This is a genomic window from Arthrobacter monumenti (assembly GCF_054511255.1).
In genome coordinates, this window is record NZ_JBTNCY010000002.1 from 157,731 (window position 1) to 178,277 (window position 20,547).

A 20,547-nucleotide genomic window follows, 5' to 3' on the forward strand; every position below is an offset into this window, starting at 1 on the left:
CACCGGCGCCGGCAACCCCCGTCAGCGCTGGCGCGCCGGGGAAGTTAACGTTTACTTGTCTGCGTCGGAGGCTTCAGCCGCATCGGCAACGGTCGCGTTGTCGGCAGCGACGGTGTTCGACGTCTGAACCGGTGTGGACTCCTCAGGAGCGGCACCCTCGGCCTCATCGGCAGCGGCGCTTTCAACCAGCGCGGCAGTCTGGGCGTCCGGTGCAGCCGGAGCTTCAGCGACAGCGTCCTGGGCGGGTGTCTCGGACTTGCTCTCGAGCAGTTCACGCTCCCACTCGGCCATCGGCTCTTCAGCGGCTTCCTCGCCACCGCCGGAGCGGCTGTTCCGGGCGAGCAACCCCTCGGCCACAGCGTCGGCGACGACGCGGGTCAGCAGGTTGACGGAGCGGATCGCGTCGTCATTGCCCGGAATCGGGAAATCGACTTCGTCCGGGTCGCAGTTCGTGTCCAGGATGGCCACGATCGGGATATTCAGCTTCTTGGCCTCGTCGACGGCCAGGTGCTCCTTCTTGGTGTCGACAACCCAAACGACCGACGGGGCCTTGGTCAAGTTGCGGATACCACCGAGGTTGCTTTCAAGCTTGGTCAGCTCGCGCCGCAGGAGCAGCAGCTCCTTCTTGGTGTGGCCGGAACCGGCAACGTCGTCGAAGTTGATCTCTTCGAGTTCCTTCATACGCTGAATACGGCGGGAGACGGTCTGGAAGTTGGTGAGCATACCGCCGAGCCAACGCTGATTCACGTAAGGCTGGCCAACGCGGGTGGCCTGTTCGGCAATAGCTTCCTGGGCCTGTTTCTTCGTTCCGACAAACAACACGGTGCCGCCGTGGGCGACAGTGGCCTTCACGAATTCGAAGGCGCGGTCGATGTAGGACAGCGACTGCTGCAGGTCAATGATGTAGATGCCGTTGCGCTCGGTGAAGATGAAGCGCTTCATCTTCGGGTTCCAACGGCGGGTCTGGTGACCAAAGTGAACGCCGCTGTCGAGCAGCTGGCGCATGGTAACGACTGGCATGTCGTCACTCCTTCCGGCAGATAAATCATGGCGCGGCTTCACGCCCGCAATGACTCTGCCAATTGACGGTTTATTAGCTTTCACCCGGTTGGGTGTTGCTCCTGGTGCCCGTCAGTCCTGCCGATAATTGACCGGACGTGCTCCCCCACCGGACTTCCGTCCGGACCGAAGGGTCGCACTCCACCACTCTTACAAGGTGTGGATTTGAGGCACGCGTAGTCAGCAGCCGACCCCGTGAATGCACACGGAAGACGGCAAACTGCTTCATCCAGTGTACTACAGGCGCATCCTCGGGCAGACCGGCCATATTCGGGCCGCCTTGCACCCATCACAGCGCACGTTAACTTCTCCTCCACAAGAGCCCGGTCCGTGCAATCGTCCACAAACGCCGCAATCGCTCTTGAGGTTCTCCGCGCATGGCTCAGAAGCTTGAATCATGAAACATCTGTACAAGGAAGCGGTCCGTGCCAGCTTCAACCGGACGGTCGTGGCAGCTGCCGCAGCGGTGCTCGTCGTTCTTTCCGTCTACGTTCTGCTTTTTTCCTTGCCCGCTGGAGCGCAGACCGGGCCACGCTCCTGGGACTGGCCCGTCGGGCAGAGTCCAGACGTGCTTCGGGAATTCGACCTTCCACCGGAACCATGGCTGAGCGGACACCGCGGCGTTGATCTCGAGGCTTTGGCCGGGAACGCAAAGATCCGGGCGCCTGCGGACGGAACAGTCAGCTTCGTCGGTTGGGTTGTTGACCGCCCGGTACTAACCATCGTTCATGCTGGAGGATTGCGCAGCAGCTTCGAGTCAGTGCGCAGCGATCTGTCGAAGGGCGAGAGCGTTTCGCAGGGTGATGTTATTGGCAAACTCACCGAGCCGCCGCGCTGTGGCGCGGAGGCGGAATGCGTGCACTGGGGCGTCCGCCGGGGTGAAACCTACGTTAATCCGCTGCAGTTCGTTACGGACCTGCGTCCGTCAGTACTCCTGCCCATCCCGGGGTAAGACATTAGAACAAGCCCGACTGTAAGCGGTCTGGCCGCCAGACTGACTAAAAGCGCCCTAGTGGAAGGCGGCGACGCCGGTAATGGCACGTCCCGTGACGAGTGTATTGATCTCGTGCGTTCCCTCATAGGAATAGATGGCTTCGGCATCGGCGAAGATCTTCGCCATTTCGTAGTCCGTGACGATGCCGTTGCCGCCGAGGATGCTCCTGCCCAGAGCGACACTCTCCCGCATCCGGGAGGCCGTGAACGCCTTGGCCAAGGCCGAGTGCTCATCCTTCGCAATGCCTTCGTCTTCCATCTGGGCCAACCGGACCATCATCGACATGGAACTCGTTGCATTGCCGAGGATGGTGACGAGCTGGTCCTGGATAAGCTGGAACGCCGCCAGGGGTTTGCCGAATTGGTGCCGCTCAACCGCATACCGGCGGGCGACATCGAAAGCCGCCAGCTGCTGACCCACTGCCTGCCATGCGACCCCAACACGGGTGGACTTGAGAACCTTGTTGGTGTCACGGAAGCTATTGGCGCCGGCCAAGTGGAAGTGTTCCGAGATCCGCAGGTTATTGAGGGTGATATCCGCGTTCTCGACGCTGCGGAGCGAAATCTTATTCTCGATCTTGGTCGCAGAGTACCCCGGCGTCGAGGGGTCGACCAGGAACCCCTTCACCTGATTGTCAGCCACATCTTTGGCCCAGATAACCACGTAGTCTGAGAACGTCGCGTTGCCGATCCAGCGCTTGGCTCCGTTGAGGATCCAGCCGTCTCCGTCGCGCTCGGCAGTGGTGCGCGTACCGCCCGCCACGTCCGAACCGCCCAATGGCTCCGTGAGGCCGAAAGCGCCGGTCTTCTTCAGAGAGTAGATGTCAGGCAACCACTCTGCCTTCTGGTCCTCGGACGCCAGCAGCTCAATACTTCCGGTAAAGAGACCGTCGTGAACGCCCATGAAAGTGGCGAAGGAAGTGTCGGCCCGGGTCAGTTCTGCGTGCATCAATCCGGCGAAGAGATATGAGCGGCCTTGGCGACGTACCGGACTGACAATGTCAAGATCGGCGAGCTTCGGAATGATTTCCTGCGGGAACTCGCCCCGGTTCCAGTACTCGCCTGCGATGGGCCGGACTTCCTTGGCCAGCCACTCCCGAATCTCCTGAAGCCGGTCGAGCTCGGCTCGCCCGAGGAGTTGTTCGAAGGCGAAGAAGTCCCCATCGGGATATGGCAGATTATTGACATCGGCTGGGCTCGTAGCCATGGACTTGTCCTTTACTCGAAGGTGTAGAAACCCGGAACGCCCCTGAAAGATGGCGTCAGCGAATTGCTCAAGTTACTGTTGAGTAACTTATCAAATATCGTGCCCACGGCAAAAGCCCCGGCACTCGAGTACCGGGGCTTCGCAAGTAGGGCAGGTGGGGCTTGAACCCACGACATACGGATTATGAGTCCGGTGTTCTAACCAGCTGAACTACTGCCCCGCGTCTTTCGAACATAGCAATCCTGCCATATGTGACGACCATGTCATCCTAGTATCCCGCGCGGCCTGGAACCACATTGACTTGGAAGTGGCCGATTCTAGACAGCTTCCCTTTTCACTGGATCGCCCCGGTACAACGATTCGAAAGTCGACAACGTTTCGTCAATGCTGTGGATGTTCACCATCTCGCGGCTGGCCTTGCCCATGGCTTCCCGTTCCGAGTCGGGCAAGGTCAGGATGGATGTGAGCTTGCGGGCAAGTTCATCGGAGTCGCCAGGGGTGAAGAGATGCCCGTTTGCGCCTTCCTCCACCAGGTGCGGCAGTGCCATCGCATTCGCCAGAACCACCGGTTTTGATGCCGACATGGCCTCGAGCGTCACCAGCGACTGCAACTCGGCCGTCCCCGGCTGGCAAAAAATGGTGCATCGCAGGTAGGCCTGCCGGAGTTCTTCATTACTGATTGACCCAAGGAACCGTACCCTGTTGCTCATCCCGAGTTCAGCGGTCCGTGCTTCCAACGCAGCACGCACCTCACCTCCGCCGACCACTTCGACGTGCAGGTTCAGATCGGCCGGGGTTTTCGCTGCCGCTTCGATCAGCACATCCACGTGCTTTTCCTGCGCGAGGCGTCCAACGAACAGGACGATCGGGTGATCCGGAGTCTCGATTTCTTCGCCCGGCCCTATTTCGTAATCGGTGGCATCGATGCCGTTGGAGACAGGCAATACCTTGCGCAGGAAAGCATGCTCGTGCATTGCCTTGGCTGCCAGCGGGGTCGGCGTCGTGACTGCAGCGGCCTTCTTGAAGACTCTGCCCATATCGCGCCAGGAGTTCTTGGCCACAATCCTCTTGAACCATTTGGGAAACGGCAGGAACGGGTCCAGGTTCTGTGGCATGAAGTGGTTCGTTGCGACCATGCGGATGCCACGGCGTTCGGCCTCCTCCAGCACTGCCTTGCCCACCATGTAGTGGCATTGCACATGGACGACGTCGGGCTGGACTTCGTCAAAGTACCTGGAAATGTCGTTCTTAATCTCCCACGGCAGGCAGATCCGCCAGTACTCATGGGTGGGCACGGAATGCGAGCGCAGCCGGTGGACCATCGCCCCATCTTCACGTGCCGACGAACTAGGTCCGGTGGAGGCGCGGAAAGTCACCACGTGGACCTCGTGTCCGCGCTTCAGCATGCCCTGCGCCAGCCGGTACCCGAACTGCGCCGCGCCGTTGATGTGTGGTGGGTACGTGTCGGCGGCGATCAAAATTTTGAGCGGCTTGGCGCCCGACTGGTCCGTCATTCGGTGGGACTCCTGGGTCACTGGACTGGTCAGCCTTCGGGATTCTTGATAACCGCGACTCTCTTCCGGCGTCGTGATTCCTTTGTTTCCTTTACGACGTCCGGATGATGCCTTGAAAGTGCGATCACACCTACAATAGCAAGCAAAGCAGCCGCTCCCATGGCAATCTTCATAACGGCGGGCACGTCGGGTCGCGCCTCTCCCAGGATCAAGATTCCGATGGCGATCCCCACGATGGGATCAATCACCGTCAGCCCTGCGATGACAAGATCGGGTGGCCCGCTGGAGTAGGCGTTCTGGACGAACCATGCCCCCAGCGCGCCGGCAATGGCCATGCCGGCCACGGTGTACCACTGAACATTGCTGATCGAAAGACCATTGGGATCCAACAGTTGGCTGGCGATTATCCGCGTTAACACGGCGACGAATCCGAACAACACACCTGCACCCAGAATGTAGGCGAAGGCCCGCATCTTGTGCCCGAGCGTCAGTGCCAGGGAACCAAAGACAGCCACGACGACGGCGAGCAACAGGACCGTCGTCAGCTCGTCACGGCCAGTGACGGTGTGAGACTCCCTGGTGACTTGGACGGCCATCACCACAAACAAGGCACTGCCAGTGACGCAGGTGGCGATTGCCACGACCGTCATCCGGTTGAGCCGGATACCCTGATCGCGTGAGTTGACGATGGTCGTGATCACGAGCGCGATGGCACCAATGGGTTGGACTACCATCAGCGGTGCCATCGACAAGGCAACGACGTTGAGCCCCATCCCGGCACCAAGCAGCAACAAGCCAAACATCCACCGCTTGTTGCGCAGCAGCCGCAGGAAGCCAGTCGAATTGAGCGTCAAGCCACCGGTGTCGGCCCTGACGGCGCTGCCTTGCCGTTGAGCTCCGTAAGCGAGGCAAATCGCCGATAGCACCGCCAGGAATACCGCTAGCCACTCCATGCGCTTCCGCTTCCTGATCGCGGATGAGCTGCGGTCATGTCGAAGGGGAAACTTGTGGGCGGCGCCGGGCTTGATATTTACGCACCGCTGCCCACCAGTAGTTGTATGAGGCGATCCAATGGCCGATACAGCCGATAAGAAGGATCACCAGGGCAACGGCTTCCAATGCGGTCTTGGCCAGCAGGGGGACCTGACCGAGCAATAATAGCGGCGTTCCCATCAGCAGGAGACCAGTCCTGATTTTCCCAACCCTGCTCACCGGCAGGCCCGGGTGGCTCCGGAAGAGCACGAGAGTGGTGATCAGCAGAATTCCATCGGGAACGAGAATCGAAAAGACCAGCCACCATGGTGCGACGCCGGTAGCCACCATGGTGATGGCGACGACTATGAGCGTAAAACGGTCCGCCATCGGATCAAGGATCCGTCCCAACTTCGAGACGAGATTGAACCTTCGTGCGATGAATCCATCGATCCAGTCACTCGCCGCCATGATGGCAAGGACCAGCACGCCGGCAGCGTACTCCTGCCGGGCGAGAAACCAAACGAACAGAGGGACACCCACGACACGCAGGACGGTCAGCACGTTGGGCACTGTCCAAAACGTGTCGAGGACTTCCGGGGGGTGACCGGGGCGCGAACCAGCGCGTCGTAACCTCACGCCTCACCCCTTTCGTTACCTCGATCTTTCCACAACGGGCCCCGGTTGCCGGTCGGTGTTCATGATTTTATGAACCTTCGCGCAAGTACGATCAGCGTCATACCGGAGAAGATGAACACGGTAACCGGCACCCACCGGTTCTTCAGGGTGGTCAAAGTCTCATCGGGTGAACGGTTGGCATAGCTGGCCATTATGGCTTTGGTTCTATCGGCCGACTCGCGCATCTGGGACTTCACATCCAGTCTCTCGCCCAGCGAGTCCCGGACTGCGGCCAGACGGTCGCGCCGAAGCTGGGAGCGGTGCTTCAGCTCGTCGATGCTTGGAGGCGGTGGCTGGTTCGCCTTCGCCCTGGCATCGGCTTCCTTCTTGGCAGCCTTATCTTCTTTAGCCTGTGCCTTCTTGGCCTCGATGGAGCGCGGGTCAAAGGCTGAACCTTCTTTCAACACGCCGATGTCGTATTGGATCCCGTGCATGGCTCCCTCAGGTGCGGCGGGCATGACCTTCTTGAACCGGCTGCGTCCTATTAGTGCGGCGATGCCGGCGACCAGCAGGAAAAAAACTGCCACTATCAGCGCTGCCAGCCATCCCGGCATAACGGTTGCGAGGCCGAGAATTGCAGCCGCAATCAAAGCCACGACCAAAAATGCAACGAAAAGAAGGGCGACAACAAAAAAAGCTGAAGCAATCCCGGCTTGGATTCCCTTTCGCTTGAGTTCATCCTTGGCGATCGCCAGTTCATCCTTGAACTGCTGCGGGGTCAGCTGGCCGGCGAGTTTGGCCAAACCAACTATCGAAGAATTCCGGGTAATGCCGCTGCTATGAGAGCCAGAAGATTCGACCATCAGCTCCGCCTCCATCCAATTCTCGCTGCTACCTGCCGTCCCTGCCTGAACCAGATCTGCCCGCTGGTCCCTTGACAAGGGCGCTTACCGTCCAAAATTACCATTTAGCGGCGGAAATTGAATCAGCCCTGCCGCTATAGATACTTAGGGTCGTACTTGTTCCTGTCGGTCCTCCAATTCCTTGCCTGTCCTCTCCGGGAAGGCCACCTTGACGAACCAGAACGAAAGTAGGGCGAAGAATGCAAAACCGGCGTAAATGTATCCGAGCCCGATTGATTCGCTCAATGGCGGGAACAGGATTGTGACAATGAAATTGAATATCCAATTCACCATGGCCGCCAGGCCCAAGGCCAAAGAACGCATCTTATTGGGGAAGATTTCCCCAAGGGCAACCCACATAACCGGCCCCCACGTGGCGGCAAAGAAAATGACGAAGAGGTTTGCCCCGACGAGGGCAATTGCGCCCCATGGTGCTCCAAGTTCAACGTTGACGCCCGAGCCGGTGGACTGGCTGAAGGCGATCGCTGTTGCCACCAGTCCGGCAAACATGCCGGCCGATCCGCTCAACAGCAATTTCCGCCGGCCAACCTTGTCGACGAACAGGATCGCGACAAAGGTCATCGCGACGTTGATGGCTGCGGTGATGACGGAGGTGAGGAACGCATCGCTGGTACTGAATCCCACGGACTGCCAGAGTACCGTCGAGTAGTAGAAAATGGCGTTGATACCGACAAGCTGTTGGAACGCAGCCAGGCCGATTCCCACCCACAGGATCGGCTGCAGCCCCAGCATGGGTCCACGCAAGTCGCGGTAACTGGCACGGCGTTCCTCTTCGAAGCTGTCCCGGATCTCCTTTATGCGCTCATCGGGATTCGGCGAACCAGTCACCCTGGACACCACATCGCGCGCTTCGTCGACACGTCCGTTGCGCAGCAGGAACTGCGGAGATTCCGGTATGGACAGTGCCAGGAAACCGTAGACGACGGCGGGAATCACGCCAACCAGCAACATCCAACGCCAGGCTGCCAGGCCGAACCACAACTCGGCCAATGGATTCCCCGCCGCTGCGGCTAGATAGGCATCGGACAACAGAGCGGCGAAGATACCTGTTGTGATGGCCAATTGCTGCAGTGATCCCAGTGAGCCTCGAAGGTGGGCCGGTGCGACCTCGCCGATATACGCCGGGGCAATCACTGATGCGATACCTATGGCGAGCCCACCCAGCAGACGCCAGGCAGCCAAATCCCATTCAGAGACGGCCAGGCCGGAGCCAAGGGAACTCGCGACAAAAAAGACCGCGGCGAGCACCATGACTTTTTTTCTGCCCCAGACATCGGCCAGTTGTCCGGCAAACCAGGCTCCGACGGCGCACCCTAGTAGAGTGATAGCGACCGTAATACCCAAAGCACCGGGCGAGAGTTCAAACTCCTGCTCAATGGCCGCGACGGCGCCATTTATGACGGCGGTATCAAAGCCAAACAACAGTCCGCCTATGGCCGCGGCGATGGTTACGCCAATAACCTTGCCCCGTTGCGGTTTAGGTGGTTGAGCTTCTGTGGGACTCATGAAATCTCCTCGATGAAACAGCATTGGGAGTATGCGGTCAGTATGCTTACGGTTCACCCTAGCAATGACGAATGCAACCACGGCACAGCTGCCAAACGAATCCAAGGAAGCCTTTGACCGCCAGAACGCATCCAGGTGATGCTCTCAGCCGCAAGCAGAAACTCGTCTACATCCTCATACTCGGGGCGTTGACGGCTCTCGGACCATTCACTATTGATCTCTACCTCCCGGCGTTCCCCGCCATTGAAGAAGATTTAGGAGTCTCCGCCACGGCGGTGCAACTCACGCTGGCTGGAACGACGGTTGGGTTTGGGCTTGGTCAACTTCTAGTGGGTCCCTTCAGCGATAAAGTTGGCCGTCGTTTGCCATTGATCCTGGCGACTTCCGTCCACGTTGCGGCCTCCATCGGAGCGGCGATGTCGACTGACATCACCACGCTGATGGTCTTCCGTGTCCTGCAGGGCATCGGCGCGGCAGGCGGCGGCGTTGTCGCCATGGCCACAATCCGTGACCTGTTCAGCGGTTATCCGTTGGTGCGGATGCTCTCCCGGATGGCGCTCGTCAATGGCATGGCGCCCATCCTCGCTCCGGTGATCGGCTCGCAGTTGCTGCTGGTATTGGACTGGCCGGGCATTTTCTGGTTCCTGGCCGCATACGGTGCCATTGTGGTGGTCGCTGCCGCACTCTTGATCGTGGAAACACTGCCGCCGGAAAAGAGAAAAGCTTCAAGCACGACGGCGGCGCAACGCTACAAAGCTGTCCTCAGTGACCGCATTTTCATTGGACTGCTCATCATGGGAGGCCTGAATTTCGCCGGTCTCTTCACCTATCTGTCTGCCTCACCGTTCCTGTTCCAAGAGGTCTACGAGCTGTCTCCCCAGGGGTACGGGTTACTATTCGGCATTAACTCGCTGGGGGTGGTTTCCGGTGTACAGATCAGTGCAAGAATCGTCCGCCACGTCGGTCCACAGTGGGTGCTGGCTTACTCAACCGCGTCGATGTTCATCATGGGCACGCTAATCGCGGTCTTCGACTGGCTCGGCTTCGGCTTTTGGGGCACCGTTATTCCACTGTGGTTTTACATCATGTCCGTAGGATTCACGTTCCCCAATATCCAGGTGCTCGCGCTCGACAAGCATGGCGCGCAGGCGGGCACTGCAGCTTCGCTGCTCGGCGCAGCGACTTTCGGCTTCGCTGGCGCCATGACTCCAGTCGTGGGTCTCTTCGGTGGCAGTGCCGCCGCCATGGGGCTGCTGATGGCCGGCAGTATCGGCTTGGCCATTATCGTCCTCTGGACCGTTGTGCGGCCCCGGACGGTACCGGCCATCTGATTGCGCCGGACCTGCCTCGCCGGGGATGATGGAGCCACTATGCTGGCAGGATGGCGAATCGACCGATGAACCGCAATGGCCGGGGTCTCTTTTTGGGAGTGATCCTCGGCGCCGTCCTTGGCTTCTTTGTGGGGCGCTTCAGCGGTAATCCCCTGTTCGGCGTCGTCCTCGGGGCCGTCGTCGTCGGGCTGCTGATGTACCGGGTGAATCCCGGTGGAAAAGAATAAGGCGCATTCTTGCCGCTAACCCAATAAAGCCGAACAAAACAAAAGGGTCCCGCACCAGCGTTCGCGCCGGTCCCGGGACCCTGTCCGCTCCCCCGACTGGACTCGAACCAGTAACCCTTCGATTAACAGTCGAATGCTCTGCCAATTGAGCTACGGGGGAATGAAGCAGATACAAGACTAACAAAGGAATCATCGGAAGGAGAAATCGTTCCGGAAACCCCTGTTCAGCGCTCTTCGCGAAGCGCGCGGCGTTGCATTTCAAGCTCCATCAGTTCACGTTGCAGGCGTTGGTAGGTTTCCGGATCCACGCTCGCATCCATCCGCTGCAACTGCCCCATCTTTTCCGCTTTTTTACGCGTAATCTGCAGTTCAAACAGCCGGTTGAGGATGTCGACACAATAGATTGCCAGGGACTCCGTGGTGGTGGTGTTCAACGGACGGACAGCCAACTCTGAGACGAACGACCTGAGCACTTCAGGAACTTCCTGACGGACTTGCTCCACCCATTGGGCCGGTGATGCCCCCGCTTCCCCTGCGGTGCACACAGCTTCATGGACGGCGGCGTGCGCGGGCGCGGAAAAATGCGCCGCCCGGAACCCGTCCCACTGGGCAGATGTCATCAGGCCGGGTTGCTGCAGTACGACTTCGAGGGCGTCTCGTTCAATCCGTACCACCGGATCCCGGGGATCGGGCCGGGAGAACGTCGGCTGGTACGCTTCGGCGGGTTCCTGGGCGGCTTCGCCATTGCGTCCGCCGCGGAGTTCCTGCTTGGGCTGATTCGACGCGTTGGGACCGTTGCCGGTGCCACGCTTGGCGGCGCTGGCCACTGCACGGGAGACTTCATCAGGGTCCACGCCCAACCAGCCTGCGAGCTCCCTGGAATAAGCGGGCCGCATGGCTGGATCGCGGATCTGCGCTACAACCGGAGCAGAGGAACGCAGTGCCTGCACGCGGCCTTCCACGGTATCCAGATTGAACTTCCGCAGCGTCGCCTTGATCGCGAATTCGAACAATGGACGGCGTGAGTCGATCAGTTCCTGAACGGCTCCGTCTCCCCGGCTCTGGCGCAGATCGCAGGGGTCGGCTCCAGTCGGTTCGACCGCGACATAGGTTTGGGCCACGAACTTCTGGTCCTCGTCGAATGCTTTCAACGCTGCCTTTTGCCCGGCCTCGTCGCCGTCGAAGGTGAAGATCACCTCGCCGCCCGTTCCGTCGTCGGACAGTAAACGGCGGGAGATCTTGATGTGATCGGAGCCGAAGGCCGTTCCGCAGGTGGCTACTGCGGTTTTGATGCCGGCGAGGTGGCAGGCCATCACATCGGTATACCCCTCGACCACGACCAGCTGCCGGTTCTTGGCGATTTCCCGCTTGGCAAGGTCGATGCCGTAAAGAACCTGCGATTTCTTGTACAGCATGGTCTCGGGAGTGTTCAGGTATTTCGGCCCTTTGTCGTCGTCGAGCAGGCGGCGGGCGCCGAAGCCAATCGTGTCCCCGGAAATATCGCGGATGGGCCAGATCAGGCGGCCACGGAAGCGGTCGTAAATTCCCCGTGATCCCTGACTGAACATGCCGGTGTTGGACAGCTCGTCGTCGGTGAATCCCTTCCCGCGCAGATGCTTGAGCAGTCCCTCCCAGCCCTGTGGCGCGAAGCCGATACCGAAGTGCTCCGCCGCTGCCTGGCCGAAGCCGCGTTCCTGCAGGAACCGGCGGCCAATTGCCGCGCCGGAAGTGAGCAGCTGGCCGCGGAAGAACTCGGCTGCGATTTTATGGGCGTCGAGCATCCGCTGGCGCTTGCCGACGTCTTCGCGTTTGGGGCCGGGCCCGTCCTCGTACCGGAGTTCGAAACCTACCCTGGCTGCCAGCTTTTCGACGGTCTCCGAGAAGCTGCCATGGTCCATTTTCTGGACGAAGGAGATGACGTCGCCGCTCTCTCCGCAACCGAAGCAGTGGTACGTGCCGACCTGGGGACGGACATGGAATGACGGGCTGCGCTCATCATGGAACGGACACAGTCCCTTGAACGAACCAATCCCCGCGCTCTTGAGCGTGACGTAGGCGTCGACCACCTGTTTGATATCCGTCCGCTGGCGCACCTCATCGATGTCTTCACGCCGTATCAAGCCAGCCACCGTCAGTCCGCCAAATTGTGGTGCCATGCCTGGGCGGAAACGTCGGTGAGCGACGCCACTTGGTCGATCACGACGCGCAGCCGGGCACCGTCGTCGTGCGCTTCCCGCCAATCTGCCGCGAAGGTGGTTTCCAGATGCTGGTCCCCGGTGGCATCAAGTGCCGTGACCAGTTCGGCGAGGATCTGGCGCTGCCGTTCATACAACGGCCGGCGGTGGTCGCTGGTCATCACAAAGGTGGTGGCCAGGCCCTTCATCACCGCTATTTCCGTGACTGTTTCCTCTGGAACCACCATATCCGCGGCATAACGAGTCAGCGGTTCCGGCCCGAAGATCCTCCGGGTCGTATCGAGCGCGCTGGTGCAGAACCGGCCGATCAGCTGGCTGGTCATGTCCTTCAGCGCCGCCATCGAGGCACGGCTGCCGTCGGCTTCGCGGACCCAGACGGGTGTTGCTTCCAGCCTCGCGAGCGCATCTTCGACGGCGGCGGGGTCGCTGTGCGGCAGGTACCACTGCTGCGTGTAGCCAATGACACGGGCGCGTTCGTCCGGATCTGTCAGCTGTCCGAGCTGGAGGTGCCCCGCGACGATGGCGTCCTCGACGTCGTGCACGGAATAGGAAATGTCATCGGCGAGGTCCATCACCTGCGCTTCGATGCAGGGATGGCGTTCGGGAGCATTGGCACGGAGCCAGTTAAAGACCGGCAGGTCATCCTCGTAGGCACCGAATTTGCTGGTCCGGTGCCCGTGGATGATCGGCGCTTCGACGGCCGACCATGGGTATTTGCAGGCGGCGTCGAGACTCGCGCGGGTCAGGTTCAGCCCGGCAGGGTTGCCGTCCGGACTGATGATTTTCGGTTCCAGCCGGGTCAGCAGGCGCAGGGTTTGCGCATTGCCTTCGAAGCCGCCGACGTCGTGGGCCAGTTCGTTCAGGGCCGACTCACCGTTGTGCCCGAACGGCGGATGGCCCAGGTCATGGGAAAGACAGGCAGCGTCGACGACGTCGGGATCGCAGCCCAGGGCGCGGCCCAATTCCCTGCCGATCTGCGCAACTTCCAGACTGTGGGTCAGCCGGGTGCGGACGAAGTCATCGGTGCCGGGAGCGACCACTTGGGTTTTGGCGCCCAGCCGGCGCAGTGCCGACGAGTGCAGCACCCGGGCACGGTCGCGTTCAAAGTGCGTGCGGTACGTACTCTTGGCGGGTTCTGCGACCCACCTTTCGTGGTCCGCCTCGCTGTAGGCCGTGCCGACGGAACTGGCAGGAACACGCAGCCCGTCGTTGACCTCAACCACCTGATACGTCCAGTTCGGCTGCGGAGATTTCGCCCTGCTGCTCGGCGTTCAGGCAACGTTCCTCGAGCCAGCCCTGAGGCAGTGCAGGATTCTTCGGTGATCCGGCACGTCCGCGCGGGCCTTCGGCGTCGGCTCCCGGGTACGGTGCATTCGGGTCCAGCTGGTCCAGCAGTTCGCGCAGGACCTCCAGCGTAGGAACAGTCGCCAGTTTGGCCCGAAGATCGCCACCCACCACGTACCCCTTGAAATACCAGGCCATGTGCTTGCGGATATCGCGCAGCGCCTTGAGCTCATCACCGAAGGTGTCCACCAGCAGCTCGGCGTGGCGGTACACGCTGGCCGCGACGGCGCCAAGATCCGGCCGGTGCCGTGCGCTGCTGCCCTCGAAGGCAGCCATCAGATCGCCGAACAACCACGGCCGGCCCTGGCAGCCACGGCCGATGACAACGCCGTCGACGCCGGTTTCCGCGACCATCCGCATGGCATCCTCCGCGGACCAGATATCGCCGTTTCCAAGTACGGGAATGTCCGGCAATGCCTCCCGCAGCTCTGCGATGGCGTTCCAGTCCGCCTTGCCCGAATAGAACTGCGAGGCGGTCCGGCCATGCAGGGCGACGGCGGCCACTCCGCTGTCGCGGGCGATTTTCCCGGCCTCGCGGAAGGTCAGGTGGTCCTCGTCAATCCCCTTGCGCATCTTGATGGTGAGCGGAATGTTGCCCTTGGAGGCCTCGCGGACGGCAGTCTGGACGATTCCGGTGAACAGGTCGAGTTTCCATGGCAGCGCCGCACCGCCGCCCTTGCGGGTGACCTTGGGTACGGGACAGCCGAAGTTGAGGTCGATGTGGTCCGCGTGGTCCTCTTCGACGAGCATCCGCACGGCCTGGCCGACGGTGACCGGATCCACGCCATAGAGCTGGACCGACCGGACCTTCTCGTCGTCGTCGTGCGAAATGATGCGCATCGACTCGGGGGTGCGTTCCACGAGAGCCCGGGAAGTGACCATCTCCGAGACGTAGAGTCCCCCGCCATATTCGCGGCAGAGCCGGCGGAAGGCGGTGTTGGTGATTCCGGCCATGGGCGCAAGCACCACCGGCGTGTCGACGGTTAGCCCTCCGAGCTGGAGGGCCGGCAGGCTGAGGCGGGATGTCGTGGTCTCGGAAATCGTGGCTGTCACCCGTCTATTGTCTCAAAGGATGGCAAATCCTCCGACCCGGGCGCAGCACCTGTGGATGAACACCCAATAAGGCGTCCCAGGGCGCCGAATGGTTGCAACACGACAGGTATCGAGCCGCCTATTCGCTGACGATATCCGTTTCGCTCACGACGGCGGCTCCCCCGGCTTCAATCAGCGGGTCGACGACGGCGGTCAGCGCAGTCATCGACTCGTCGACCTCAACCTCGACCGGATACTGGTGCGTCAGCAGTGCCAGCAGCTGGCGCACTCCTTCGGAGGCGTTCGGGTCCGACGTGTCGTAACCGAGCAGCACGTCCGCCGGCGGCTGTTCAGCTTCAGGGTCCTCCTGCGGCTGGGTGTAGCTGACGGCGAATACCCGGATCTTGCCGTTTTCGCGCAGCACGACTGCCCCGTGGGCTCCGGCGGCCTCGCCGAGAAAGAGCTGGTTCACCTTGCCGAGACCGATGTCGGCGGGCGGGTCCCACTGGTGCACATTGACGTAGAAGTCCCAGAGCGCACGGGTCAACTCCACCGATCCGGTGGCCAGATCCTCCACGTCCTTCCGACTGTCCTCGCTAATGCCCTCCAGCCGCAGCGAACCGGCGGCCACACGCACAATGCGCGAGCGCTGGATGGGCTTCAGGCCGGCTGAAGCTGCGAATGACGCACCGGGAGTTCCAGGACCGACCTTCGCGCGGAACAGTTGAGTCCCCGTGCCGGCCGCTTCGGCCTCCTTCTTCAGCATGCCCAGCAGTGTGCCGCCCACGCCCTTGCCACGGTGGTCCTTGGCGACCTCGACGTAGGCCCACAACCGCTCGGGATGGACTCCGGCTTCGGCAACGACGGCGGCCGCCACAGGGATTCCCTGGTCCTCGGCAACGATGGTGCGCGAAAACGGCTCATCCGAAGGTTCACGGAAGAGTTCCCTGCCCGCAATGGCGTCGTGCTCGGCGTCGCCCCAAATATCATTCAGCGCGGCACCGTCGGACGGGTCCCACGGGCGGTAGGTCAGTTCAGTCATTGGTCCTCCTCTTAGGAGCCGATCAGCTTCGCTGCCAGGTAGCCCTCGATGGCGTCCAGCGAGACGCGTTCCTGCGCCATCGTGTCGCGTTCCCGGACCGTAACGGCGTCGTCGTCGAGCGTGTCGAAGTCCACGGTGATGCAGAACGGTGTGCCGATTTCATCCTGGCGACGGTAGCGGCGGCCGATGGCACCGGCGTCGTCGAAATCAATGTTCCAGTTCTTCCGCAAAGCTGCGGCGAGGTCCTTGGCTTTGGGCGAGAGCTTTTCATTACGGCTCAACGGCAGCACGGCGGCCTTGACCGGGGCCAGACGGCGGTCCAGCCTCAGCACAGTGCGCTTGTCCACCCCGCCCTTGGAGTTGGGCGCCTCGTCCTCGGTGTAAGCGTCAATCAGGAAGGCCATCATGGCGCGGGTCAGTCCGAAGGACGGTTCAATCACGTAAGGGGTGAACCGCTCGTTCGTCTGCTGATTGAAGTAGCTCAGCTCGGTTCCGGAATCCTTGGAGTGGACGCCGAGGTCATAGTCGGTGCGGTTGGCCACACCCATCAGTTCGCCCCATTCGCTGCCCTGGAAACCGAAGCGGTATTCCAAGTCGATGGTGCCGGCCGAGTAGTGTGCGCGATCCTCTGCAGGCACATCGAACCGGCGCATATTGTCCGGATTGATACCCAGATCCGTGAACCATTCCCAGCAGATCTCCACCCATTCCTTGAACCACTCGTCCGCATCATCCGGGGCCGTGAAGAACTCAATCTCCATCTGCTCGAATTCGCGGGTGCGGAAGATGAAGTTACCGGGCGTGATTTCGTTCCGGAATGCTTTGCCGATCTGGCCGATGCCGAATGGCGGCTTCTTGCGCGACGTCGTCAGGACGTTGTTGAAGTTCACGAAGATGCCCTGAGCCGTTTCGGGGCGGAGGTAGTGCAGGCCCTCCTGGTTGTCGACAGGGCCGAGGAATGTCTTGAGCAGTCCGGAGAAGTTCTGCGGCTCCGTCCACTGGCCGCGGTTGCCGCAGTTGGGACAGGCGATTTCCTCCATGCCGTTCTCCGGTGGCCGCCCCTTCTTGTCTTCGAACGCCTCGATCAGGTGATCCTGGCGCTGGCGGTGGTGGCAGGAGAGGCACTCCACCAGCGGATCGGAGAACGTGGCGACGTGTCCGGAGGCTTCCCAGACGGGCTTGGGCAGGATGATGGACGAGTCGAGTCCGACCATGTCCTCGCGGCCGCGGACCAGCGACTGCCACCACTGGCGCTTGATGTTTTCCTTCAGTTCCACCCCGAGCGGTCCATAATCCCAGGCCGACCGCGAACCGCCGTAGATCTCACCGGCTTGGAACACAAAGCCGCGGCGCTTGGCCAGGGAGATGATCGCGTCGAGGTTGGATGGATTCGAAGCCATGGGCAGTTACCGCCGTCTCTTTCTTGGGTGCTGCGGGGCCGCTGGATGCGGTCCGCGGGTATTTCGCCGCGCCGGAGCATCGTGCGCTGGTTATGGGCGCAGGCACGGTCAACGAAGCTATCGATACTACCCTACCGGCGCGGCGAATCCTGTGCCGCCGCGGTGGGCTGCCGAACAGGTTCCGGCTGTCTTTCCGGACGCCGGCGGGGCCAGGGCAGGGTGGCGAGGACGACGGCGGCCAGAGTCAGCACGGTGCCGGCGATGGTGGCCGGTGCAATCACCGTTCCCGCAGTCGGGGCAACGATGTCCAGCGCAAGTGATCCGAGCAGCTGGCCGGCAATCATCCCCAGGCTGACCAGCAGCACACCCATGGTCCTGACGAGCAGCGTCGTCAACCCAACGAAAATGGCCCCCAGCGGCCCGCCAATGTAGTACCACCATTCGGAGGGGAGTTCTCCTGAGGCGCCGCCAGCCAGGGTTTGGACCGTCCAGATCAATGCAAGCGTCGTGCCGCCAACGAGGAAGTTCAACGTCGTCGCGGTAATCGGGGTGCCATACGCGACGGCGGCGGTTCCGTTCACCGCGTGCTGCAGGCTGGAGAAGAGCCCGGCCAGCATCGGCAGCAGCACCAGCAGGATCAGCTGGGCCGGCTCTGCTTCCGCATTGATGCGGGGAGAAAGGGCTATCACGACGGCGGCGAGGGTCAGCAGCGCTCCGGCCAACCGTGCCACATTGATCCTCCGCCGTCCGCCGGGGCCGACGCCGATCCGGTCCACCACCAGGCCGCTCAACGATTGGCCGGTCACGACCGCGACGGTAAAGATGGCAACACCGAGCGGGCCAATCGTCGTCGCCTGCATCAGCACGAAAAAGGCGCCACTCATGCCCGCCAGCACATACCAGCGCGGGAAACGCCGCTCCCGGAGTGCGGGCAGAACATTCCGGATCCCGGCCCTCCCCCGCGGAAGCAGAACAGTGACGAGCAGCATCACCACAAGTCCAGTGGTGAAGCTGACCAAGGATGCCGTAACGGCGTCGTCCAGCTCCACCGCCAGGGCGCCGTTGATCCGTCCCTGCAGGGGAAGCAATACCCCGACGGCAAGCATCAGGGGCAGGCCTAGCAGCAAGGGGATTCGGGGGGAGGAAAACACGTATCCAGCCTATGTCAGGCAAAATGAATGCATGGATTCCGATGACATTGTTGAGCTGCCAATCCGCGACGCGATGATCCGCCTGGGTCAACTACTGAAGCTGGCGGATCTGGCCGAAGACGGCCTGATGGCCAAACAGATCATCGAGGATGGACTGGTGACCGTCAACGGAACGGTGGAAACCCGCCGCGGACGCCAGCTTGTGCCCGGCGACATGATTGCTACCCCAAACGGGGCGGTACGGATTTCGGCACCGGAGCCACCCGCCTGAGGGTTCTTTAGCCCTTCGGCGACAGGACAGTCAATTTGAGGAATTCGTTGACATGGCCGAGCTCCTGGGCGTTGATGCCGTGCCCCATGTTTCCGTACAGGACCTTGGTCAGCTTAGTGTGCTCGCGCAGCCATGAATTGGTGAACTCGACGGCCTCGGTGGCGATGACCTGATCCTCCTGGTCCCTGCCCCAGAACAGCGGGATCTGGCGGTCGGCGAGCTGGGCGTCGTCGAAGAAATTGTCCTCATTGTCCGCTCCCTCGGCTTTGAAGGTGAAACCGGAGAGTCCGACGACGGCGGCGAAGTCCGCGGGACGGTGCCGCAGCAGGCTGGTCGCCACTCCCATGCCCTGGGAGAAACCCAAGAGTGTGACGCTGCTGTGCTGGCCTTTGACGCCGTCGAGCCACTTCGTCAGAGCGCTTGTGGTGTCTTTCACGGCCTGCAGCGAGAACGAAAGATCGTTTTTGAGCGGAAACCAGGCGAAGCCGGGTCCGGTAGCGAGGGATGCCCGGACAGACACGACAGTGAATTCCTCGGGCAGTGAAGGAACGAGGCCGAAGAGATCCTGTTCGTTGGAGCCGTAACCGTGAAGCAGCACCAGCAACGGCGTTCCGGCCCGCTCCTCCTCCGGCCTGGACCAGATGACGGTGGGGGCGGCTACAGTCTGTTCAGTCATGCGTCCCATTTTGGCACCGTCCGCTGCGATGGGCTAATGCCGGCGTAACCTACGGTGGCGTAGAAGTTGCGGCGGGAGGATTATAGGTACTGTGAGCAACGATTTGAGTATTCCGGCGGTACCCTTCAATCAATCCACCACCAAGCACGCTTCGACCACGGAGGAGGAACTCCGGTTCGAAGAGGGTACTGCCCCGCCGGCCGCGGACGTCGCCCGAACTTCCCCGGCCGGGATGAGTGCGCGGCCGAACAACCCCCGGTCCCACCCCTGGCGGCGTTACGTTGCGCTGGGCGATTCATTTACTGAAGGAATCGGCGATCCGGACGAGCAGAGCCCGGGAGGCAATCGCGGCTGGGCGGACCGGGTGGCCGAAGAGCTGAGCCGCGGCCACCAGGATTTCGCCTACGCGAACCTGGCCATCCGCGGGCGTCTGCTGCAGCAGATCCTGGATGAACAGATTGAACCGGCTCTGGCGCTCAAGCCCGACTTGGTCACTCTCTCCGCCGGAGGCAACGACATCCTCCGTCCCGGCTCGGATCCCGACGTTCTGGCCGAAAAGCTGGACCGCGCGGTGGGTGATCTGAGCGTCGGTGGCGCCACCGTGGTGCTGTTCACCGGACCGGATTGGGGTGGTACCTCCGTGCTGGGCAGCGTACGGAGCAAAACCGCCATCCTGAACGAGAACCTGCGGACGGTGGCAACCCGGCATGATGCCGTTATTGCCGATATGTGGGCGCTGCGGGAGCTATCCGATCCGCAGATGTGGTCCGGGGACCGCCTGCACCTTTCGCCGCTCGGGCACCACACCGTCGCGATCATGGTGCTCGACACGCTGGCGGTTGACCATACTCTGCATCCGAAGGCTCCCAAGCCTCTTCCACCCAAGAACTGGCGGACCGCCCGGAGCGAGGATCTGGTGTGGGCCCGCGAGTTCTTCCTGCCGTGGGTTCTGCGCCGGATCAGGCATCAGTCGTCCGGGGACCATATCCGGGCGAAGAGGCCCGAGGCCGGACCAATGTTCGGCACCGGGATACCAAGCGACCCACGCTGAGCCGGGCGCACCGCTGTGCTCGCCGCCCTGCTGTC

General features: G+C 61.6%; 19 protein-coding genes and 2 tRNA genes. 5 read left to right on the top strand and 16 right to left on the bottom strand.

All coding sequences use genetic code 11. The features are described 5' to 3' along the window. Positions 1 to 51: 51 nt before the first annotated feature. On the bottom strand, positions 52 to 1,020 hold the full coding sequence (rpsB, locus tag ACX80B_RS03625) for a 30S ribosomal protein S2 (protein ID WP_459293156.1): 969 nt from the start codon (positions 1,018 to 1,020) through the stop codon (positions 52 to 54). 436 nt (positions 1,021 to 1,456) lie between these two features. On the opposite strand from rpsB, the gene ACX80B_RS03630 reads away from it, so the two are divergent. Beyond that, a complete protein-coding gene (locus tag ACX80B_RS03630) occupies positions 1,457 to 2,011 on the top strand; it encodes a M23 family metallopeptidase (protein ID WP_459293158.1) in 555 nt (184 codons plus the stop codon). A 57-nt stretch (positions 2,012 to 2,068) separates the two neighbouring features. Here the strand turns inward: ACX80B_RS03630 and ACX80B_RS03635 are convergent, their stop codons facing one another. The 7 genes from ACX80B_RS03635 to ACX80B_RS03665 all read right to left on the bottom strand — a co-directional run bounded on the left by ACX80B_RS03635 (position 2,069) and on the right by ACX80B_RS03665 (position 8,792). Further along, the gene (locus ACX80B_RS03635; RefSeq protein ID WP_459293160.1) at positions 2,069 to 3,259 is read right to left on the bottom strand and encodes an acyl-CoA dehydrogenase family protein; all 1,191 of its coding nucleotides are present in this window, start codon (positions 3,257 to 3,259) and stop codon (positions 2,069 to 2,071) included. Positions 3,260 to 3,405: 146 nt separating this feature from the next. After that, a tRNA-Ile gene (locus ACX80B_RS03640) sits at positions 3,406 to 3,479 on the bottom strand. Positions 3,480 to 3,576: 97 nt separating this feature from the next. Further along, a complete protein-coding gene (locus tag ACX80B_RS03645; protein WP_459293162.1) occupies positions 3,577 to 4,773 on the bottom strand; it encodes a glycosyltransferase in 1,197 nt (398 codons plus the stop codon). Between the two features lie 29 nt (positions 4,774 to 4,802). Beyond that, positions 4,803 to 5,726, bottom strand: a complete 924-nt coding sequence (locus ACX80B_RS03650) for a DMT family transporter (RefSeq protein ID WP_459293164.1) — start codon at positions 5,724 to 5,726, stop codon at positions 4,803 to 4,805. Positions 5,727 to 5,760: 34 nt separating this feature from the next. Next, complete coding sequence (locus tag ACX80B_RS03655) at positions 5,761 to 6,384, bottom strand: CDP-alcohol phosphatidyltransferase family protein (protein WP_459293166.1); 624 nt, start codon at positions 6,382 to 6,384, stop codon at positions 5,761 to 5,763. Positions 6,385 to 6,443: 59 nt separating this feature from the next. Then, a complete protein-coding gene (locus tag ACX80B_RS03660) occupies positions 6,444 to 7,241 on the bottom strand; it encodes a phage holin family protein (protein ID WP_459293168.1) in 798 nt (265 codons plus the stop codon). 129 nt (positions 7,242 to 7,370) lie between these two features. Beyond that, complete coding sequence (locus tag ACX80B_RS03665) at positions 7,371 to 8,792, bottom strand: sugar porter family MFS transporter (protein ID WP_459293170.1); 1,422 nt, start codon at positions 8,790 to 8,792, stop codon at positions 7,371 to 7,373. A gap of 71 nt (positions 8,793 to 8,863) precedes the next feature. Here ACX80B_RS03665 and ACX80B_RS03670 point away from each other — a divergent pair, with 71 nt between their 5' ends. Both ACX80B_RS03670 and ACX80B_RS03675 read left to right on the top strand, forming a co-directional pair. After that, positions 8,864 to 10,123, top strand: coding sequence for a multidrug effflux MFS transporter (locus tag ACX80B_RS03670; RefSeq protein ID WP_459293172.1), 1,260 nt, complete (start codon positions 8,864 to 8,866; stop codon positions 10,121 to 10,123). Positions 10,124 to 10,173: 50 nt separating this feature from the next. Beyond that, positions 10,174 to 10,350: a hypothetical protein gene (locus ACX80B_RS03675; protein WP_459293174.1), complete on the top strand. Its 177-nt coding sequence runs from the start codon at positions 10,174 to 10,176 to the stop codon at positions 10,348 to 10,350. A gap of 87 nt (positions 10,351 to 10,437) precedes the next feature. Here ACX80B_RS03675 and ACX80B_RS03680 read toward each other — a convergent pair. The 7 genes from ACX80B_RS03680 to ACX80B_RS03710 all read right to left on the bottom strand — a co-directional run bounded on the left by ACX80B_RS03680 (position 10,438) and on the right by ACX80B_RS03710 (position 18,514). Continuing rightward, positions 10,438 to 10,510, bottom strand: a tRNA-Asn gene (locus ACX80B_RS03680). Positions 10,511 to 10,574: 64 nt separating this feature from the next. Then, positions 10,575 to 12,479, bottom strand: coding sequence for a DNA primase (gene dnaG / locus ACX80B_RS03685; protein ID WP_459293555.1), 1,905 nt, complete (start codon positions 12,477 to 12,479; stop codon positions 10,575 to 10,577). A gap of 2 nt (positions 12,480 to 12,481) precedes the next feature. Beyond that, entirely contained in the window at positions 12,482 to 13,747 is a 1,266-nt protein-coding gene (locus ACX80B_RS03690) for a deoxyguanosinetriphosphate triphosphohydrolase (RefSeq protein WP_459293557.1), read from the bottom strand. Between the two features lie 13 nt (positions 13,748 to 13,760). Next, on the bottom strand, positions 13,761 to 14,942 hold the full coding sequence (dusB, locus tag ACX80B_RS03695) for a tRNA dihydrouridine synthase DusB (RefSeq protein WP_459293176.1): 1,182 nt from the start codon (positions 14,940 to 14,942) through the stop codon (positions 13,761 to 13,763). Between the two features lie 118 nt (positions 14,943 to 15,060). After that, positions 15,061 to 15,963, bottom strand: a complete 903-nt coding sequence (locus ACX80B_RS03700) for a GNAT family N-acetyltransferase (RefSeq protein ID WP_459293178.1) — start codon at positions 15,961 to 15,963, stop codon at positions 15,061 to 15,063. Between the two features lie 11 nt (positions 15,964 to 15,974). Then, the gene (locus tag ACX80B_RS03705) at positions 15,975 to 17,363 is read right to left on the bottom strand and encodes a glycine--tRNA ligase (RefSeq protein ID WP_459293180.1); all 1,389 of its coding nucleotides are present in this window, start codon (positions 17,361 to 17,363) and stop codon (positions 15,975 to 15,977) included. Positions 17,364 to 17,494: 131 nt separating this feature from the next. Continuing rightward, positions 17,495 to 18,514 carry a DMT family transporter gene (locus ACX80B_RS03710; protein ID WP_459293182.1) on the bottom strand — a complete coding sequence of 340 codons (1,020 nt, stop codon included), beginning with the start codon at positions 18,512 to 18,514 and terminating at the stop codon, positions 17,495 to 17,497. A 31-nt stretch (positions 18,515 to 18,545) separates the two neighbouring features. Here ACX80B_RS03710 and ACX80B_RS03715 point away from each other — a divergent pair, with 31 nt between their 5' ends. Continuing rightward, entirely contained in the window at positions 18,546 to 18,785 is a 240-nt protein-coding gene (locus ACX80B_RS03715) for an RNA-binding S4 domain-containing protein (protein ID WP_459293184.1), read from the top strand. 7 nt (positions 18,786 to 18,792) lie between these two features. Here ACX80B_RS03715 and ACX80B_RS03720 read toward each other — a convergent pair whose 3' ends face one another. After that, on the bottom strand, positions 18,793 to 19,461 hold the full coding sequence (locus tag ACX80B_RS03720; RefSeq protein WP_459293186.1) for an alpha/beta hydrolase: 669 nt from the start codon (positions 19,459 to 19,461) through the stop codon (positions 18,793 to 18,795). A gap of 232 nt (positions 19,462 to 19,693) precedes the next feature. Between ACX80B_RS03720 and ACX80B_RS03725 the strand changes: the two genes are divergently transcribed. Continuing rightward, complete coding sequence (locus ACX80B_RS03725; protein ID WP_459293559.1) at positions 19,694 to 20,512, top strand: SGNH/GDSL hydrolase family protein; 819 nt, start codon at positions 19,694 to 19,696, stop codon at positions 20,510 to 20,512. Positions 20,513 to 20,547: the final 35 nt, after the last annotated feature.

What these genes read in the sequence shown, in the direction of transcription:
- ACX80B_RS03670 (WP_459293172.1), top strand. Translation starts at nt 8,864, where the DNA reads ATGCAACCACGGCACAGCTGCCAAACGAATCCAAGGAAGCCTTTGACC.
- ACX80B_RS03705 (WP_459293180.1), bottom strand. Translation starts at nt 17,363, where the DNA reads ATGGCTTCGAATCCATCCAACCTCGACGCGATCATCTCCCTGGCCAAG.
- ACX80B_RS03630 (WP_459293158.1), top strand. Translation starts at nt 1,457, where the DNA reads ATGAAACATCTGTACAAGGAAGCGGTCCGTGCCAGCTTCAACCGGACG.
- ACX80B_RS03650 (WP_459293164.1), bottom strand. Translation starts at nt 5,726, where the DNA reads ATGGAGTGGCTAGCGGTATTCCTGGCGGTGCTATCGGCGATTTGCCTC.
- ACX80B_RS03645 (WP_459293162.1), bottom strand. Translation starts at nt 4,773, where the DNA reads ATGACGGACCAGTCGGGCGCCAAGCCGCTCAAAATTTTGATCGCCGCC.
- ACX80B_RS03660 (WP_459293168.1), bottom strand. Translation starts at nt 7,241, where the DNA reads ATGGAGGCGGAGCTGATGGTCGAATCTTCTGGCTCTCATAGCAGCGGC.
- ACX80B_RS03715 (WP_459293184.1), top strand. Translation starts at nt 18,546, where the DNA reads ATGGATTCCGATGACATTGTTGAGCTGCCAATCCGCGACGCGATGATC.
- ACX80B_RS03665 (WP_459293170.1), bottom strand. Translation starts at nt 8,792, where the DNA reads ATGAGTCCCACAGAAGCTCAACCACCTAAACCGCAACGGGGCAAGGTT.
- ACX80B_RS03700 (WP_459293178.1), bottom strand. Translation starts at nt 15,963, where the DNA reads ATGACTGAACTGACCTACCGCCCGTGGGACCCGTCCGACGGTGCCGCG.
- ACX80B_RS03635 (WP_459293160.1), bottom strand. Translation starts at nt 3,259, where the DNA reads ATGGCTACGAGCCCAGCCGATGTCAATAATCTGCCATATCCCGATGGG.
- ACX80B_RS03720 (WP_459293186.1), bottom strand. Translation starts at nt 19,461, where the DNA reads ATGACTGAACAGACTGTAGCCGCCCCCACCGTCATCTGGTCCAGGCCG.
- rpsB (WP_459293156.1), bottom strand. Translation starts at nt 1,020, where the DNA reads ATGCCAGTCGTTACCATGCGCCAGCTGCTCGACAGCGGCGTTCACTTT.
- ACX80B_RS03725 (WP_459293559.1), top strand. Translation starts at nt 19,694, where the DNA reads ATGAGTGCGCGGCCGAACAACCCCCGGTCCCACCCCTGGCGGCGTTAC.
- ACX80B_RS03675 (WP_459293174.1), top strand. Translation starts at nt 10,174, where the DNA reads ATGGCGAATCGACCGATGAACCGCAATGGCCGGGGTCTCTTTTTGGGA.